Below are 16,020 nucleotides of genomic sequence, written 5' to 3'. Positions count from 1 at the left end.
GCCGCAGCGTGTCAGGTTCTTCCGGCGGGCGACAGACCGGTACGCCGAGAGCGGACAGCGGCCGGTCCGGGGGTGCCGGTGGACGGCACCTCCCGGACCGGCGGCCGGGTCAGTAGTTGTAGGTGACGGTCAGCCGGTACATCCGGCTGTTCCGCTGCGGGAAGAGGACGTAGGTCGTGGGGGCCCCGAGCCCGACCTGGTAGCGGAAGGTGGTGTTCGCGGGGATGCCGGCAAAGGCCGAGGTCGAGCCGCTCGACGAGGTCGCCGCCCAGGCGGTGGGGCTGACCAGGAGGCAGCCGTACGAGCCCGCGCAGAGGTAGACGGTGTAGACGAGTGAGGGCGGCGGGGCGTCCCAGATCGCCCACTCGTAGTCGACCGTCGTGATGACACCGGTGGCGGGAGTGGTCGCGGGCGGCACGAACGGTGTGCCGTAATACCACAGGTTGGTCTGGTAGATCGTCGGGTCCGCGGTTCCCTGGGTGTGGCTCCAGGACGAGGTGGCGGCGTGTGCGGGCGTCGTCAGCGACACGGTGGCCACGATGCCGGCGAGCAGCGCGGCGATCAGCGTGAGGGCTCGGTGGCGGACTCTTCCCGTGACAGTGGTTCGGGCACGGGGAATGGACGTCTGGAGCATGCATTCTCCACGGCGTTCGATGAGCCTCTCCTGGGCTCGGCGTACTTCGATGGTCACCCAGGAGAATGGTCGACTCGACGCACCGAAAACGCAGGATGTGCACCACGGAACAGCAGTCGGACATCGGCGGTTGTTCACTGCCCGACAAATGGATCTGGTAAGCAACCGCCGGACCCGCGACCCGTCCGGCTACAGTGACGGGACCGGTTGCCCGGATACCGGCACCGGGCACCACCGCCAAGGGTGGTGTGGACCGAGCCCCTGCGGGAGGTGCGCGATCATGACGGGACTGCCGCTGTCGGCCCGCTTCGACCTGCGCCGCCGTACGCACGCGAGCGCGTGGACCAGGGGCCGGATCGCCCACGGCCGCCCAGCCGCCGGCACCGAATAGCCGGCGCCGGGCCACCGGCGGCACCTTTCGAGCCGGCCGCCCGTACACCGGTTCGTCGCCGTTTCTCCGGCCGCCCCGCGGCCCGGATCCCAAGGCGCCCACGACGGGCCCGCCATTCCCTTCGAACAGATCGCCATTCCGCGTAGGAGCCCCATGGACACCGACACCATCCCCACGATCTTCGGCGCCCGGCTGCCCGACTGGGTGACCGACGAGATCGCCGACGACCCGCCGGTGCTGGCCGACGTCGAGGAGCGGATGCGGCTGGTGCTCCGCCTCGCCGACCGCAACCACCGTGAAGGGACCGGCGGCCCGTTCGCGGCCCTGGTCACCGACGCGGACACGGGACGCATCCTGTCCGTCGGCGTCAACCTCGTGCTCGCCGCCGACCTGTCCGCCCTGCACGCCGAGATCGTCGCGATCTCGCTCGCCCAGACCCGGTTCGGCACCTGGGACCTCGGTGGCCTCGCGGGGATCCGTACCGAACTCACCGTCAACTGGCGACCGTGCGCGATGTGTTACGGCGCGACGGTGTGGTCCGGCGTCGGCCGCCTCACCATCGCCGGGGAGGGTGACGAGGTCGAACACCTCACCGGCTTCGACGAGGGGCCGGTCCGCGACGACTGGCAGCAGCAACTGGTCAAGCGCGGCATCGACGTACGCACCGACGTCCTGCGCGACGAGGCGCTCGCGGTCTTCCGCGCGTACGGCGAACGGACCGACACCACCGTCTACAACGGCCGCCGTGGGTAGCCGCCCCGGACAGCGGGGCGGGCGGGAAACATCGTCGTTCCCCGCCCGCCCCGGTCAGGAGCCGGTGCCGCCGGACGATCAGGAGATCCTGGTGCCGACCACCTTCACGTCCTTGACCCGGCCGATGTTGTCGAACGAGCCGAAGCCGACCCGGCCGGAGTCGAAGGTCTTGTCGACCGCGGTCAGCAGCGGGTCCTTGGCGCCGTCGAGGTACACCGCGATCTCACCGGTCGCCGGCAGGTGCTTGACCCGGACCTGGTGCCACTCGGCGTCGGTGATCGCCGGGGGCGCGCCGCGCCAGCCGTTCCACTGGTGGTCGATCCGCTCCCGGTCGGCGTTGTTGACCTTGTAGATGCCGTTGTGCGGATAGATCATGTTGTCCGTCGACAGGTGCGCGTAGTAGTACTCGGTGTCGGACTTCCAGCCGAAGACGATGATCACGTCACGGTTGGTCACCTCGACCGGGGTGTCCAGGCGTACCTTGGCGTCGATCTGCACCGCGCCGAACGTCGGTCCGGCGGTCAGGACGGCGTACTCGAACGGGCGGCGCGGACCCGGGCGGGCGACGCCGGCCTCGGCGAGGATCACCTGGTTGCCGGTGAACTGCCACTTCGACGGGGTGATCGGCGCCCAGTTGGCCGCCCCGGTGGTGTTGCCGACCCGGTTGGTGCCGGTCTTCTCGCCGGCGAACTCCTTCGTACCGGTGACCTTCCAGATCTTGCCGTTCGCCTTGCTGAACAGGTACAGCTCACCCGAGGCGTCGGTGGCGAACCGCAGGTCGGCACGGTTCGGGTCGCCCTGCGAGCCGGGTCCGGACAGGTCCTGGATGCGAATCCAGTTGCCGGTGGCGCCGTCGACCAGCTTGAGCTGGTGCAGCGGGGCGAGGTCCTTGCCCCGGCGCATCTGGTTGACCTCGGTGTAGAAGACCCGGCCGTCGACCAGGTCGCCGAAGACGTACTTGCCCTTCAGCGCCGGCACGTTCTTGCCCCGATAGACGAACCCGCCGGCGACCGCACGGCCGACGTCGGAGGTGCAGTTCCAACCGGGCGGCGGGTCGTGGTCGTACGCGGCGACCGGGTACGTGTAGCCGTACTGGGCGTCGTCGGCCGGCAGCGGCAGGATCCTGTCGCACGGGTTGGCGGCCGTCACGTCGAAGACGAAGGCACCCTCCCGCACGCTCCAGCCGAAGTTGTCGCCGGCGCGTACCTCGTAGATCGCCTCGATGGCGTGCTCGCCGATGTGGCCGAGGAACATCCGGTTGTTGGCGCCCGCGTCCCAGCTGAACCGGTGCGGGTCGCGCATGCCGATGGCGTAGATCTCGCCGAGCGTGCCCTCGTCGCCGTAGAACGGGTTGCTGCGCGGCACGCCGTACTTGCCGCTGGCCGCGTTGCGGCCGAGCGGGTCGATGCGCAGGAACTTGCCGTGCGGCATCGTCATGTCCTGCGCGTCGTCGTTGCGGACCCCGATGCCGCCGTCGCCGACGGCCAGGTAGAGCAGGCCGTAGTCACGGTCGTTGCGCTTGGCGGTCGGGTTGAAGTCGATCTGCTGGATGCCGTGCGTCTGGCCGGCGAACCCGATCCGGATCACCTCACGCCGGGCACCCTCGAACGTGTCCGCCGCCGGGTTCGTCGCCCGCCACTCGGTGACGATGCCGTGGTACGTCGTGCCGGGCTGGGCGACGAGGTCGGGCACCTTCCCGGTGGTCGACGCCAGCTCGGTGTGGACGGTGTAGAAGAGGCCGTTCCTCGCGAACTCGGGGTGGAAGGTGACGTACCCGAAGCCCTGGCCGAGGCCGCGGCCGGAGAAGAACTGCGGTGCGAACGTCGCGGCGACGTCGAGGTAGACGTGCTCCTCGCCGTCCTTGACCAGGTAGAGGTTGCCGTTGAGGTCGGGCACCGCCATCCGGCCGGAGCCGTCGGGCAGCTCGATGAGCGCGTTGATCCGGGCGTGCCGCATGAGCCGACCGTCGGTCGGCGCCGGCGTCGGGAACGACCGGGGGAACGCCGCGAACTCCTCGAGCACCAGCCCGAGACGCGACTGGATGGGCTGCTCGGGGATCGGGTCGTAGATCGCCTCGGCGGCCTGCGCCGCGGACGGGGCGACGAGGGTGGACAGGACGAGCGCGGCAGCCGTGAGCGTGGCTGTCGCCAACGCTCTACCGCTGCTACGAGCTGAAATGCGCACGCGTGTCACTCCAATCGGGGGACGGTTGGTGGGGTGTGTCAGCGCTGCTTGTCAGGTAGCGGTGCAGGCCTCCCGCGACAGCCCGCCGGAACGGGCCGGCCGGCCGGAGAGGGTTGGTGGGAGTTGCAAAGGTGCCGCCCGGGGTGTGGTCGGGTAGCACGATTCGGCCGGAACCGTTCCGCTTCTCAAGGTCGCGGTCTTTTCGCAGGTCAGCACGATTGTGCGGGCCGCGGTCGGCGCGCGGGCCGACGGATTACGGGTACGGACGAATCCCGTCTTCATCCCCTGGACGCTCCTTTGCACCAGGACGAAAGCGCTTTCGCAAGCGCTTACGCAGCCTAAGCCGTGATCTGCATCGACGGCAAGACCTACATCACATTGATCGGCGCCGCCGGACACGGTAGGCATCTGCCGCATACCAGGGACTGTCGGAGGCAAATGGACGCTCCACGGCAGAGCATGACGATCACCGAAGAACCGGGTCGACTCCCGTCAACCCCTACCTCGCGCGATCAGCCCGCCCCGCCCGGAAGATCCGACCGGGCGAGCGTCCACTCGTCGCCGTACGTGGCGATCGTGAACTCGGCGCCCCCCAGCCGCAGCCGCAGGCCCGCACAGACCGGGTCGTCGAATGGCCCGAGAATGACGGCGGCGTCGTCCAGCCGGGCGCCGACGATCCCGGCGAGCAGGTCAGGCGCCTCCGCCGGTCCGACCCGGACGTCGCCGTACTCGTCCATGTCGTACGCCGCGTATGGCTCCTCGACGGACAGCAGCAACTCGTCGCCCCGTCCGTGCAGCTTTGTCGGGGCACCGCGCTCGAAGTGCAGCCACATGTGGAGCAGGCCATCGGCATCGGGTCCGCGCCGTCCGTCGTACCAGTGCCGCGCCTCGGTCACCGCGGTCAGGCGGAGGCCGATCCGGTCCCGCAGCCAGAGGTCGACCAGCTCCGGATCACCGAATCCCACGTACGCCGGTCGCGGGGCAACATCCACTGCCTGCCAGACCGCGCGTGCCGCCGCCTCGTGGATGTCGCCGATGTTGGTGTCGGCGTCGGTGGCGACGATGTTCCGAATGATCACCTGTCGCGGACCGCTGCCCGCCGGCAAAGCGCGCAACGCGTGCCACGCACCGAGTTCGGCCTCCCGTAGCCGGTCCGCGTAGCCCCGGTCCGGTGTGCCGACCACTTCGTGCTGCGACGAGGCCACGACATCGACCGTGACGGCGGCGAACCGGCACCAGCGTGCCGTCTGCCTCGCCACCCGGTACGTCGTCGCCACGTTTCGCCCCCTTGCCCCACCGCCCCTGCCCGGCAAGGATTGCGCGGTGCAGACGGAGTACGGCTGGTTCCGCGAACTCTACGACGAACTGATGTACCGACCGGATGACGCGGATGTCGGGCAGCTGCTGCATGCCCACCCTGAGCGGTCAGCTGCCCAACTGGCAGCGCTGGCCCCGCTGCGGCACCGACAGAAGCGGCACCGCCCTGCCGGCGACGAACTGTGGAACCAACTGTGGGAGCTGTACGCCCTCAGCCGGATCAGTGACTACCTCCTCGAACTCGGCTGCCCCGACGGCGAACCCGCCGAGGGGTCGGGCACGACGGGCGTACGACGGTTGGACCCCACCAACCTGGCGGTACACGAAACGTTCCTGTCCGGGATCGGATTCGACCGCTTCGAGCACGGTCACGAGTTCTCGCCGTTCCACCACGAGATCTTCGCCGTGGAGACCGACGAGTCTGCGGTTTCGGCAACGCTCCAGGAGGTGCTCTGGCCCGGCTTCCGCTTCGGCGACCTCCAGTTCTGCCGGGCCGGCGTACGGGTCAGGGCGCCCTCGTGGCTCATCGACCCGGACGTGGCGACCCGGTCGACGCTGCACTTCACCTTCCGGCGTGGCTCTCGCACGACACACGACCTCTCGCACGGCTGGGGGTCCAACTCGCAGTGGCGTACCGAGTTCACCCGCTTCTACGAGGACGGTGACGGCCTGCACCTCAACTGGGATGGCAGGATCGACATCGGCGTCGACGCTCCCGTGCTACCCGACGGGTACTTGGACGCCAACGAGGGCCGCCCGATCGACCGGCGCCGTGAGATGCTGCTGCACCGTTGCCTCGTCCGCGCGCCGCTGCCACCGGACGAACAGCACGACTGGTATCCCTTCGAGGACCGGCTGACCCTGCGACGCAGCACCTGGCCGCTGGCCGCCGACGCGATCGTCTGAGCACGGGAACGCTCGGGTGCGGTGAAGCGTCGTAGGGTTGACCATTGCCGCTCGGAGCCTTGCGGAGGTACCCGGTGCGAATGCTGCTGACCCGACTCGCCGGCGTACTCGTGCTGACGCTCGGTGCCACCGCGTGCGTGGCGGTGGGCGTGGCGGAGAGTCAGGTGGACTATCCCTACTACGAGTCGCCGGCGGCGCTGTTCGACCGGGCGGATCTCGTCGTGGAGGCCGACCTCTCCCCCGACTCCCGGGTCACCCTGTTGGAGCCCGATCCACCGACGGGCACCGATCCGGCGGCCAATCCCCAGGCCGGGATGGAGTCCGATGCCGAGCCGGCGCCCGGCGCCCTGGTGATCACGGTCTACACCGCGCGGGCGGTCACCGTCTTCAAGGGCGAGGTGCGGGTCGGACAGAACATCGAGGTGAAGGAGATGGGTGGCACGCTGCGCGGCGTACGGCACGAGGTGGCCGGCGCGGTGCCGCTGAACGGCGGTGAGCGGTACGTGCTGTTCCTGTCGACGTATCCGAACGCGCCGGCGTCACTGCTCAATCCGCAGCAGGGGCAGTACCGGGTGGACGACTCGGGAGCGCTGTCCGCCGTACCGGGCAACGAACTGACCCTGACCCGCGCGGACCTCGAACGCCTGGCGGCCGGCGGGTAGCCGGTCAACCGTCGCGGCGGTTGGCGATCTCCGCCGCCCGGTGCAGGATCGTCTCGCCGAAGACACCGCCGACGTGGCCACAGCCCGGGCACTGCAGGTTGCGGTCGAGGTGGCCGCCACAGTCACCACAGCGGCCGTTGTCGTCCGGATCGGTGTAGCGCGCGAGTGCCTCGCACAATGCCCGCGCCGACCGCTCGGTCAGCTCGAAGCCGCCCCGCACGCGGCCGGCCCGCATCTCGACCGACACCACCGGGGCGCCGGGTCGCGTGTCGAACGGTGCGATCCGGGCGAGGAACTCTTCCATCGCCGCCATCACGTCGGCTGGTTGGGAGGTCACCCGGAGAACTTTACGAGGTGACGGGGACGCCGTATCGGGCGCGGTTTGCTCCGTTGACTTCTACCAAGGTTTAGGTTTTAGCGTCGTCACATGCCCCAGACGAACCCGGTCCGCTCCGGTGCCCAGCAGGCTGGCCGGCGCCGGTGGCTCGGCCTCTGCGTGCTGATGCTGCCCGCACTGCTCGCCTCACTCGAACTGACCGTGACGCACCTCGCGCTGCCGACGATCGGCGCGGATCTCGGCGCCAGCAGCAGTCAGCAGTTGTGGATCGTGGACATCTACGCGTTCACCCTCGCCGGAGCGATGCTCGCCATGGGCTCGCTCGGCGACCGGATCGGCAGCCGCCGGCTGTTGATGCTCGGTGCGGCCGTGTTCGCGGTGGCATCGGCCCTCGCCGCGTACGCCCCGAACGCCGAAACACTGATCGCCGTACGGGCGCTCATGGGCATCGCCGGATCGACCCTGATGCCGTCGGTCCTGGCCCTGACCGCCACCCTCTTCACCACCGCGAGCCAGCGCCGTGTCGCGATCGGCGCGGTCATCGCCAGCGTCTCCGCCGGCACCGCGATCGGGCCACTCGTCGGCGGCTGGCTGCTGAACCACTTCTGGTGGGGCTCGGTCTTCCTCATCGGCATGCCGGTCATGGCACTCCTGCTCGCACTCGGCCCATCGCTGCTACCGGAACGACGCGCCCACCGGCACAGCCGCATCGACGTGCTCAGCGCCCTGCTCACGGTCGGCGCCGTGCTGCCCGTCGTCTACGCGCTCAAGCAGATCGCGACGGGTCACGGCGACCGGACCTCCCCACTCCTGCTCGCGCTCGGTCTCGCCCTCGCCGCGGCTTTCACCGGCCGGCAGCGACGCCTGCCCGACCCCATGGTCGACCTCACCCTGTTCCGCAACCCCGCCTTCGGTACGGCCCTGGCGACCCTCGCGTTCGGCATCTTCGTGCTGTGGGGCGCGAACTACGCGATCGCCCAGTACCTCCAACTCGTGCAGGGCCTGTCACCCCTGCAGGCCGGCCTGTGGACCGCGCCCTCCGCGCTCGGTGTCATAGCCGGATCGACCGCCGCTCCGCAACTGGTCAGGCTGGTCCGCCCGGCGACGGTCATCGCCGGCGGGCTCCTCCTCGCCACCGCGGGCTTCGCCGTCCTCACCCGGATCGGCCCCACCGACGGGCTCGCCACACTGGTCACCGGCGCCGTCGTCATCTCGGCCGGCCTGGGCCCGATGATGGCCCTCGCCACCGACCTGATCATCGGCAGCGCGCCCCCGGAACGCGCCGGATCGGCCTCGGCGATGGCGTCGACAGCACCCCAGCTCGGTGGTGCCCTCGGCATCGCCGTCCTCGGCAGCGTCATCGCGGCCCGCTACCGCGACCTGGTCGAGGAGCGGATCCCCGCGGGTGTCCCCGCCGATCTTGCCGCGAGCGCCACCGACAGCCTCACCGCCGCCGTCGACCTCGGCGCACGTCTGTCCACACCGGCCGGACCGGCCCTCGCCGACGCCGCCCGGGCGGCATTCGTCAGCGGATTCCAGCTCACCGCGACCGTCAGCGCCGCCGTCACGCTCGCCCTCGCCGTCGCGACGATCGCCGTACTTCGATCGACGCCGAGGAGGGCCGAGCGGGCAGGACGCAGCCACCGCTCGCGGTCGACGTCGTCACGCACCTGACTTCGTCGCCGAGATGGCGACGTTTCGGCCGGTTAGCGATCACAGGCAATACTGCGTTGGCCGCTTACCAAACCGGGTCACCAAGACCGATGCCCCTTCAGCACGGGAAGTTGCGGTAGTCCTCTTCGGGCCACTCGCCCGCGTTGTGCTTGCGCAGAACACCGCCGACCCGGGTGAGCAGCAGCCGATTGCTGTTCAGTACGAGAGCGGCATCCTCCGTGGTACCGGCGAGTACCCGCGCGACGGACCTGAGCATGTTAGGCACACCAACCTCGGTAAGGATCTCCTTACGCATGTCGAAGGATACGTCGATATAGCAGTTCGGCTCCCACTGCCATCGCGTAGCGCCGTCAGCCGTGGCCTCGTAGTAACCGTTCCGCCCGCCGACGACACTGACCGTGTAACCGAACTGGTCATTCAGGTTCGCGCTGACCAGCCCTGGATGCACTGCCACCGCCCGGAATTCAGCGGCCCCTCCGACAGCAAGCTCGGCAACCAGGTCGGCGGACGGATCACCCGCCAGTGTCAACACGTACTCGATCGCCACGTCCAACCCCTTCTCAGATCTGTCGCAAGATTCGCACGAACGCACCCTTGCTGGTCAGTGCGGCCATCTCCGCTGCGCTGTGCGTTGACGACCCAGGCGTCCGACAGGGCGATCCACTCCGATGTCACCGACCCGTGCGACCGTACCGTCCAGTTTGATCCCGGCACCCGCTGGCGAATGTCGCGCCAGTGAGCCGCTCCTCCACCCGCAACGCCGTAGCCAGCTCCGGCTCCCGGCGGCCCAGCGGCTCGGCGTCACCAGGGTCGGCGGCCGACGCTCAACAGCCGTCGTCCGCCCTCCCGAATGGCCCGCGCCCTATGGCCTGCTCACGACACGGCCGGGCCCGCCGGCCGGTGCCGGCTACCCGTCGGTCCGGCGAGCGGGGCGTACGGGCAGGTCGGCGAGGAGGCGGTCGAGGTCGTCGAGGCGGGCCCAGCCGTTGACGGACACCCGGCCGGCGGCGTCGACCTCGATCTCGACCCGGTCCGGCTGCTCGCCCAGCCCGTCCAGCAGCTCCGGCCGGTCGGGGTTGAGCAGGACGAACTCCTGGTTGGTCGAGCCGACCCAGGGGCGCGAGACGTCGAGGCGGTCGCGGTCGAACGGGCCGGCGACCAGCAGGTCGGTGGCGGCGAGCAGGTCGGTGGCGGCCGGCGGTGCGTCCGGTCCGCGCAGCCGGGAGAGGGTGTGGCCGGTGAACGTCATCACCGTACGGCCGGCGGCCCGGACCCGGGCGGCGACGGCGGCCAGCGGGCCGGCGTGGTCGAACGGTTCGCCGCCGAGGAACGTGACGCCGCCGGTGGGTTCGGCGACGATCCGGGCGGCCAGTTCGCCGGCCGGAACCGGGTCGCCGCCGGTGAAGCCCCACATGTGCGGGTTGAAGCAGCCCGGGCAGCGGATCGTGCAGCCCTGCACCCAGACGGCGGTGCGTGGTCCCGGTCCCTCCGCCACCGTATACGGCAGGTAGCGGGCGACCGGGACCAGGTCAGACATCCAGTACCCGGCCCTGCACCGGTGGTGCCTGTGGGGGTAGGGCGCAGGTCACCACGTCGCGGATCCGGGCGAACTCGTGCGGCGGCAGGTTCAGCGCGCTGGCGAAATCCTGGACGCTGGCGAACCCGCCGCGGGCGTTCCGTAGCGCGACGGTCTGCTCGGCGCGTGCCGGATCGAAGTACGGCAGGGTCGACAGTTCGATGGCGGTGGCGGCGTTGACGTCGACCGCGCCGGCCGGCCCGCCGTCGAAGGTGACCGGTGCCCAACCGCCGGCCGGGTCCGGTGGTGCGGCGGTCGGGTCGACGGGCGGGCCGTACGCCGACGGGTCCCACTGCGCCGGGGCACCCCCGAAGTCGGCTGCCGGCGGATACCCGGACTGGGCCGGATAGGCGGGCTCGGCGTAGCCGCCCTGGGCCGGATACGCCGTGGGCGGCGGTGCCGCGTCGACGTATCCGTAGCCGCCCTGGGCCGGGTAGGTCGCGGCCGGTGGCACCTGGCCGCCGTAGCCGGCGGGATAGCCGGGCGCGGCCGGCCCGGCGGCCGGCTGGGCATACCAGGGCACATGTGCGGCCTGCCACCGCAGCCACGCGGAGTTGATCAGACAGGCGTGCACGATGCAGACGAGCCACGCGGCCATCAGGGTGCCGACCGCCCAGTCCCCGAGCGTGGTGGTCTCCTCGGGGTCGTCGACGAAGACGAAACCGAGCATCGACACCGCCAGGTAGACCAGACCGGAGATCCACCACGCCGGCCGTTTGGCCCGCAGCCCGATGAAGAGGAAGGCGGCGCCGCCGAAGCAGCCGCAGCCGAGGATCGGGACGAGCAGCCAGAGGCTGCGAACGACCCGCCAGTTCAGGCTGCGGGCGGGGTGGCCGTACGGCAGGGCGGCCTGGCCGGTCGGGTGCGCCGCCGGCTGCGCCGCGTACCACGGGTTGTCGGCCGGCTTCGCCTGCGCGGCGTACCAGGAACCGTCGGGGCCGGGCTGATAGGGACCGGGCTGGTAAGGCACGGGCTGGTGGGGCGCGGGCTGCCAGGAGCCGTCCGCCGCCGGCTGCCACGCCGGCGCCTGCTGCTGCCACGAACTGTCCGGGGCGGCCTGCCATCCCGGGTCCGCCGGTGGCGGCGCGGCCGGAGACGGGTCGGGCGCCGGCTGCCAGGAGTTGTCAGAGCCGGTCGACATCCGGCTCCACCTCGTACGCCCGCCGCGCCACCCGCTGGTGGTCGGCGGTGTAGCCGCTGTGCACCGTACGGGCGTCGAGGAGATCCTCCAGCACGGCGACGTAGTCGAGGCAGGCGTCGCCGACCACGTCGACCGTCTCCGCCGAGACGGTGCCGTCGTCGGCGACGTGTACGACGATGCGGGGACGCCCGGTCACCGGGCGGCCTCCCGTTCGAGGGCGAACACCAGCCGGACGCCGGCGTCGGCGGTGGTCTGCTCGCTCTCGAGCCGCAGGCCGGCCTGCGGCGCCTGGGCACGCAGCCGGGCGAGAACGGTCCGCTGCACCTGGCGGCCGTACGCCTGGTCGACCGAGGTGACCAGGCGGACCGCGCCGGCCTCGTCGACGGCGCCGGCGAAGTGGGCGACGAGGGAGTCGGCGTCGCGGCCGAAGGTCGCGGTGACGCCGTCCCAACTGGCGGTCAACGTGCCGGCCTGGCCGGTGACGGTGGCGCCGGTGTCACGCAACGCCTCCGCCAGCAGTGTCTCGTCGCGCATCCGGGTCTGCACGGCACAGATCGGGCGCCCGGCGGCATCCTTGCGGTCCTGGATCCCCTGGGCCGCGGCGACCGCGGCGACGGCCAACGGCACAAGCACCAACGACACGCTCACGACGTCCACTCGCTTCGTTCGTGGCCGTCGTGCCACAACCTGAGCCAACCGGTTCGCTCGCTCACGATGCCCCCTCGCTCCGCTCGCTCATGGCCGACAGTCAACCATCAGTATTCAACCGGACGGCCGCCGTACGGGCGCGAGGGTGGCTCGCCGGAATCGCGCCGGCCGCCGGGGTCCCAGTCCTCGGCGGCGGTGGCGGCGACCGCCCGCTGGTCGGCCCACCGCCGGATGCCGGTGATCCGTTCGGCCTGGGTGACGCTCAGCGGCACCATGTTCACCAGGGCGCGGACCAGGTCGTCGTATTCGAGCGGACGGCGTTCGGCGAACGCGTCGTAGAGTCCGGTGACGACCGCCTGCTCGATCTCCGCGCCGGAATAGCCGTCACTGAGGGTGGCCAACTCGTCGAGGGTGGCCGGGGTCGGTGACAGCGCGCCCGCGACCCGCTTGTTGCGCAGCCGGCGGGTGAGGTGGACCGACCAGATCGGCACCCGTTCGGCGCGGGTCGGCAGGTCGACGAAGAAGATCTCGTCGAAGCGGCCCTTGCGGAGCAGTTCCGGGGGCAGCCGTTCGAAGTCGTTGGCGGTGGCGACGACGAACACCGACTGCCGTTTCTCCTGCATCCAGGTGAGGAAGGTGCCGAAGACGCGCGACGACGTACCGGAGTCTCCGCCGCCGACGGCGCTGAAGCCCTTCTCGATCTCGTCGACCCACAGCACGCAGGGTGCGACGGCTTCCGCGGTCTGAATGGCGGTCCGCATGTTCTGTTCGCTCGATCCGACGAGTCCGGAGAAGACCCGGCCGATGTCGAACCGCAGCAGCGGCAGTCCCCAGGCCGTGGCGACGGCCTTCGCGGTGAGCGACTTGCCGCAGCCCGGCACGCCGGTGATGAGTACGCCGCGGGGTGCCGGCAGCCCGTACTCGGCCGCTTCGGCGAGGAAGGCGTGGTTGCGGCGGTGCAGCCAGCGTTTGAGGTTCTCCAGCCCGCCGACGTCGGCGAGGTCGGTGGTCAGGTCGACGAACTCGAGCAGTCCGGACTTGCGTACCGCCTGGCGTTTCTCGTCGTGGACCAGGTCGATGTCACTCAGGTCGAGGACCTCGTCCTGGACCAGGGCCCGGGCGAAGGCGTTCTCCGCCTCCTGGAGGGTGAGTCCGAGCGCGGCCTTGGCGAGCCGTTCCCGGCCGATCTCGTCGAGGTCGATCCTGATCCGGCCGGCGTTGGCGGCGATCATCGCCTCGAGGGTGGCCCGGATCTCGGCTTCGGTCGGCAGCGCGAAGTCGACGATCGTCACGTCCTTCTCCAGTTCGGCGGGGATCCGCAGGACCGGGGAGAGGAGCAGTAGGGTACGCGGCACCGGGCCGTTCTTGAACGCCTGGGCGATGTCACGCAGGCGGCGGATCACCCCGGGCGAGCCGGTGCGTTCGTCGTACGCGTGGTGCAGGTCGCGGAAGATCACCACGCAGGGCTGTTTGATGCCGATGACGGCGTCGAGCGCCCGGCTCGGCTCGTTGGTGCTGGTGCGGCGCGACCCGTCCTCGTGGACCAGCCCCTCGGTCAGCGACCAGGTGACGACCGCCCGGGGAGTGCGGACCAGCTTCGCGTCGTGGACGAGCCGGCGGACCGCCTCGATGACCCGCTGTTCCTCGTACGACTCGATGCACAGGATCGGGAAGCGGGCCTTGAGCAGCTCGGACAGCCGGCCGTGGAAGTCGGTCATGCCCGTCGGGCCAGCGGAACGTCGAACGCCGTGGCGCGTACCCCGGGCCCGGGCCCGGGCCGGCCCAGCTCGTTCAGCGGCTCCACGATCGACCTGATCACCACGTCATTGTGCACACCGCGGTCCACCCGCCACCGGGATCGAACGGCGCCAACACTTCCCCGGGGCCGTAGCGCAGAGGTCGTCGCGCCCGACAGCTCATCGGGAGGACGCCGGTTCGAGTCCGGTCGGCCCACCATCCGCCCCGGCAGCGCCACCGGACGGCGTTTCCCCCGTCGGTGCCGCCGGCCCTGTCGGGCCCGCTGTCTACACTCACCGACGGCGGACCGTAGCGCAGAGGTCGTCGCGCCCGATAGACAATCGGGAGGACGCCGGTTCGATTCCGGCCGGCCCGCCACCCGACGTTCCGTCGTGGACGGGAAGTGGCGAGTATGGGCGGGTGGGTGTCGTGGGAGGGCGCGGACTGCCGGCCGTGATCCGTCCCAGCCAGCGGCGGAAGCAGGTGCGCGCACTGCGCTACCTGTCGCCGCCGTCGATGGTCGCGGCCGTCGCCGAGCGGCGCCGGGCCGGTGACTGGCGGGGTGTCTGTGCCGCCGGGCTCGTCGACGCGCACGTCGACCTGCGCGACGTGGCCGCCCGGTACGGTGCCGAGGACGCCGCCCGCGTCGAGTCCGACCTGCTCGGTTTCGCACCGGACCTGCTGCGCCGGTTCGTACCGCGGCTGTCGTCGCTGGCGCTGCTGCCCCGGGCCCGGGTCGTGCTGTCCCGGTTGCCCGGTGAGATCGGTGACCGGGCGCTCCTGGTCGCGTACCTGCCGCCCGACGACCGGGTCCGGCAGCGGATCGCGCTGCGGGTGGAGTCCGCCCGCGATCTCGGCCTTCGCTGGTACGACCTGCCCGACTGGTGCTGGCACGCCGACGCGGTGGCCGCCCGGCGCTGGGCGTACGGGGCGTCGGCGGATCGGCTCGCCTGGCACGACGCCGACGGCGACCCGTACCCGCCGGGCACACCGGCGCCGCGGCTGCCGGCCGACCGGGCCGACGAGGTGGAGCGGCTGGTGGAGCTGCTGACGGCGGGCCGGGTGACGGCGGCGTACGAGGCGGCCGGCTGCGCGATCGATCCGACGCCGGTAGGCCGCTGGCCTCGCGAGGAGTCCGTGACCGGGTCGGAGCTCGCGGAGGTGGGTGCGGCGCTACCGGTGCTGGCGGCCGAGTCCCGGCGCCTCGCCCGCCGCTACGGGCCCGCCCCGCTGCGTGACGCCTTCGGCACCGTCGCGGTCGACGTGGCGCCCGACGGTGACCTGACCATCCGGGCGGTGGCGTGGGACGGTGACCACGCCGGACCGGTCGCGTTCGGGACACCGGCTCCGGTCGACGTGGCGCTCCTACGCGCGGGCCTGCTGGCCGTCGACGACCTGCACCCGCTCGTACACGATGCGCTCTTCCCCGACCGGGTCCAGGCACCACCGCCGGCGCCGGCGCCGATGGCATGGCCGGAGTTCCGGGTCAGGTGCGGAACGGACTGGCATCAGGTGCTGGTGGTCGAGGGCCGGATCGTCACGCCGTGGCACACCGAATGGCAGATCGATCGGGAGCTGCTGTTCGCCGGGCTCGGTGGTGAGATCGTCGGCTGCGCCGCGGCGGTGCGCGGGTTCCGTACCGGGGCGAAGCGGGTGCCGACGGAAATTCGCAAGATCCGGCGGGACCTCTTCGCGCTCGCCTTCCACGGCGACACCGACTCGGTGCTCGCCATCGTCGCGGCCGGCCTGGATCCGACCCTGCACGACGGTACGGGCGGCACGCTGATGCACTGGTTGCACCACCTCGACCACCACCGGGCACTGCCGGCCCTGCTCGCCGCCGGGCTGTCGGTCACCGGAACGAACAGCCAGGGCGAGACCCCGCTGCACCGGGCCGCCGGCTCCGCGGCGACGGACGTGATGGGGGCGCTGGTCGAGGCGGGCGCCGATCCGGACGCCGTCGACCGGTGGGGCCGGACCGCCACGCAGGTACTCGCGCAGGTCCGCAGCAAGCCGAAGCGGTAGCCGCGGGGACTGTCGGTGGCGTTGGGTATGCTGCC

At 71.2% G+C, this 16,020-nt stretch carries 15 protein-coding genes and 2 tRNA genes; 7 read left to right on the top strand and 10 right to left on the bottom strand.

Annotated features, from left to right (window positions below; all coding sequences use genetic code 11):
* Positions 1 to 109 precede the first annotated feature (109 nt).
* Positions 110 to 634: a flagellar protein FlhE gene (locus tag Prubr_RS21765; protein ID WP_212816754.1), complete on the bottom strand. Its 525-nt coding sequence runs from the start codon at positions 632 to 634 to the stop codon at positions 110 to 112.
* A gap of 544 nt (positions 635 to 1,178) precedes the next feature.
* On the opposite strand from Prubr_RS21765, the gene Prubr_RS21760 reads away from it, so the two are divergent.
* On the top strand, positions 1,179 to 1,778 hold the full coding sequence (locus Prubr_RS21760) for a nucleoside deaminase (protein ID WP_212816753.1): 600 nt from the start codon (positions 1,179 to 1,181) through the stop codon (positions 1,776 to 1,778).
* Positions 1,779 to 1,856: 78 nt separating this feature from the next.
* On the opposite strand, the gene Prubr_RS21755 is transcribed toward Prubr_RS21760, so the two are convergent.
* Both Prubr_RS21755 and Prubr_RS36965 read right to left on the bottom strand, forming a co-directional pair.
* On the bottom strand, positions 1,857 to 3,929 hold the full coding sequence (locus tag Prubr_RS21755; protein WP_246567461.1) for a PQQ-dependent sugar dehydrogenase: 2,073 nt from the start codon (positions 3,927 to 3,929) through the stop codon (positions 1,857 to 1,859).
* A 545-nt stretch (positions 3,930 to 4,474) separates the two neighbouring features.
* A complete protein-coding gene (locus Prubr_RS36965; protein ID WP_246567459.1) occupies positions 4,475 to 5,239 on the bottom strand; it encodes a hypothetical protein in 765 nt (254 codons plus the stop codon).
* Positions 5,240 to 5,285: 46 nt separating this feature from the next.
* Here Prubr_RS36965 and Prubr_RS21745 point away from each other — a divergent pair, with 46 nt between their 5' ends.
* Complete coding sequence (locus tag Prubr_RS21745; RefSeq protein ID WP_212816751.1) at positions 5,286 to 6,185, top strand: hypothetical protein; 900 nt, start codon at positions 5,286 to 5,288, stop codon at positions 6,183 to 6,185.
* A 74-nt stretch (positions 6,186 to 6,259) separates the two neighbouring features.
* Positions 6,260 to 6,847 carry a hypothetical protein gene (locus Prubr_RS21740; protein WP_212816750.1) on the top strand — a complete coding sequence of 196 codons (588 nt, stop codon included), beginning with the start codon at positions 6,260 to 6,262 and terminating at the stop codon, positions 6,845 to 6,847.
* Positions 6,848 to 6,851: 4 nt separating this feature from the next.
* Here the strand turns inward: Prubr_RS21740 and Prubr_RS21735 are convergent, their stop codons facing one another.
* Positions 6,852 to 7,184, bottom strand: coding sequence for a hypothetical protein (locus tag Prubr_RS21735; RefSeq protein WP_212816749.1), 333 nt, complete (start codon positions 7,182 to 7,184; stop codon positions 6,852 to 6,854).
* A gap of 90 nt (positions 7,185 to 7,274) precedes the next feature.
* On the opposite strand from Prubr_RS21735, the gene Prubr_RS21730 reads away from it, so the two are divergent.
* On the top strand, positions 7,275 to 8,858 hold the full coding sequence (locus tag Prubr_RS21730) for an MFS transporter (RefSeq protein ID WP_212816748.1): 1,584 nt from the start codon (positions 7,275 to 7,277) through the stop codon (positions 8,856 to 8,858).
* Between the two features lie 97 nt (positions 8,859 to 8,955).
* Here the strand turns inward: Prubr_RS21730 and Prubr_RS21725 are convergent, their stop codons facing one another.
* The 6 genes from Prubr_RS21725 to Prubr_RS21700 form a co-directional block, all read right to left on the bottom strand.
* Positions 8,956 to 9,405, bottom strand: a complete 450-nt coding sequence (locus Prubr_RS21725; protein WP_212816747.1) for a SitI3 family protein — start codon at positions 9,403 to 9,405, stop codon at positions 8,956 to 8,958.
* Positions 9,406 to 9,765: 360 nt separating this feature from the next.
* Positions 9,766 to 10,395 (bottom strand): 4Fe-4S single cluster domain-containing protein, encoded by a 630-nt coding sequence (locus Prubr_RS21720; protein WP_212816746.1) that lies wholly within the window; start codon positions 10,393 to 10,395, stop codon positions 9,766 to 9,768.
* Positions 10,388 to 11,575: a ComEA family DNA-binding protein gene (locus tag Prubr_RS21715; protein ID WP_212816745.1), complete on the bottom strand. Its 1,188-nt coding sequence runs from the start codon at positions 11,573 to 11,575 to the stop codon at positions 10,388 to 10,390. The genes Prubr_RS21720 and Prubr_RS21715 overlap by 8 nt, the downstream gene beginning before the upstream one ends.
* Positions 11,559 to 11,771 carry a DUF2997 domain-containing protein gene (locus Prubr_RS21710; protein WP_212816744.1) on the bottom strand — a complete coding sequence of 71 codons (213 nt, stop codon included), beginning with the start codon at positions 11,769 to 11,771 and terminating at the stop codon, positions 11,559 to 11,561. Before Prubr_RS21710 ends, Prubr_RS21715 begins: the two co-directional genes overlap by 17 nt.
* The gene (locus tag Prubr_RS21705; RefSeq protein WP_246567457.1) at positions 11,768 to 12,217 is read right to left on the bottom strand and encodes a hypothetical protein; all 450 of its coding nucleotides are present in this window, start codon (positions 12,215 to 12,217) and stop codon (positions 11,768 to 11,770) included. Before Prubr_RS21705 ends, Prubr_RS21710 begins: the two co-directional genes overlap by 4 nt.
* 113 nt (positions 12,218 to 12,330) lie before the next feature.
* Complete coding sequence (locus Prubr_RS21700; RefSeq protein WP_212816742.1) at positions 12,331 to 13,941, bottom strand: AAA family ATPase; 1,611 nt, start codon at positions 13,939 to 13,941, stop codon at positions 12,331 to 12,333.
* A gap of 163 nt (positions 13,942 to 14,104) precedes the next feature.
* On the opposite strand from Prubr_RS21700, the gene Prubr_RS21695 reads away from it, so the two are divergent.
* The 3 genes from Prubr_RS21695 (at position 14,105) to Prubr_RS21685 (ending at position 15,985) form a co-directional block, all read left to right on the top strand.
* A tRNA-Ser gene (locus Prubr_RS21695) sits at positions 14,105 to 14,179 on the top strand.
* Positions 14,180 to 14,262: 83 nt separating this feature from the next.
* Positions 14,263 to 14,337 (top strand) — tRNA-Val (locus Prubr_RS21690).
* Between the two features lie 76 nt (positions 14,338 to 14,413).
* Positions 14,414 to 15,985, top strand: coding sequence for an ankyrin repeat domain-containing protein (locus Prubr_RS21685; RefSeq protein WP_212816741.1), 1,572 nt, complete (start codon positions 14,414 to 14,416; stop codon positions 15,983 to 15,985).
* The last annotated feature ends 35 nt before the right edge of the window (positions 15,986 to 16,020 follow it).

It is taken from the genome of Polymorphospora rubra (genome assembly GCF_018324255.1).
Taxonomy (GTDB): Bacteria; Actinomycetota; Actinomycetes; order Mycobacteriales; family Micromonosporaceae; genus Polymorphospora; species Polymorphospora rubra.
The sequence above is the reverse complement of the archived record's forward strand: the minus strand, read 5'-3'. Positions and strand labels throughout refer to the sequence as shown.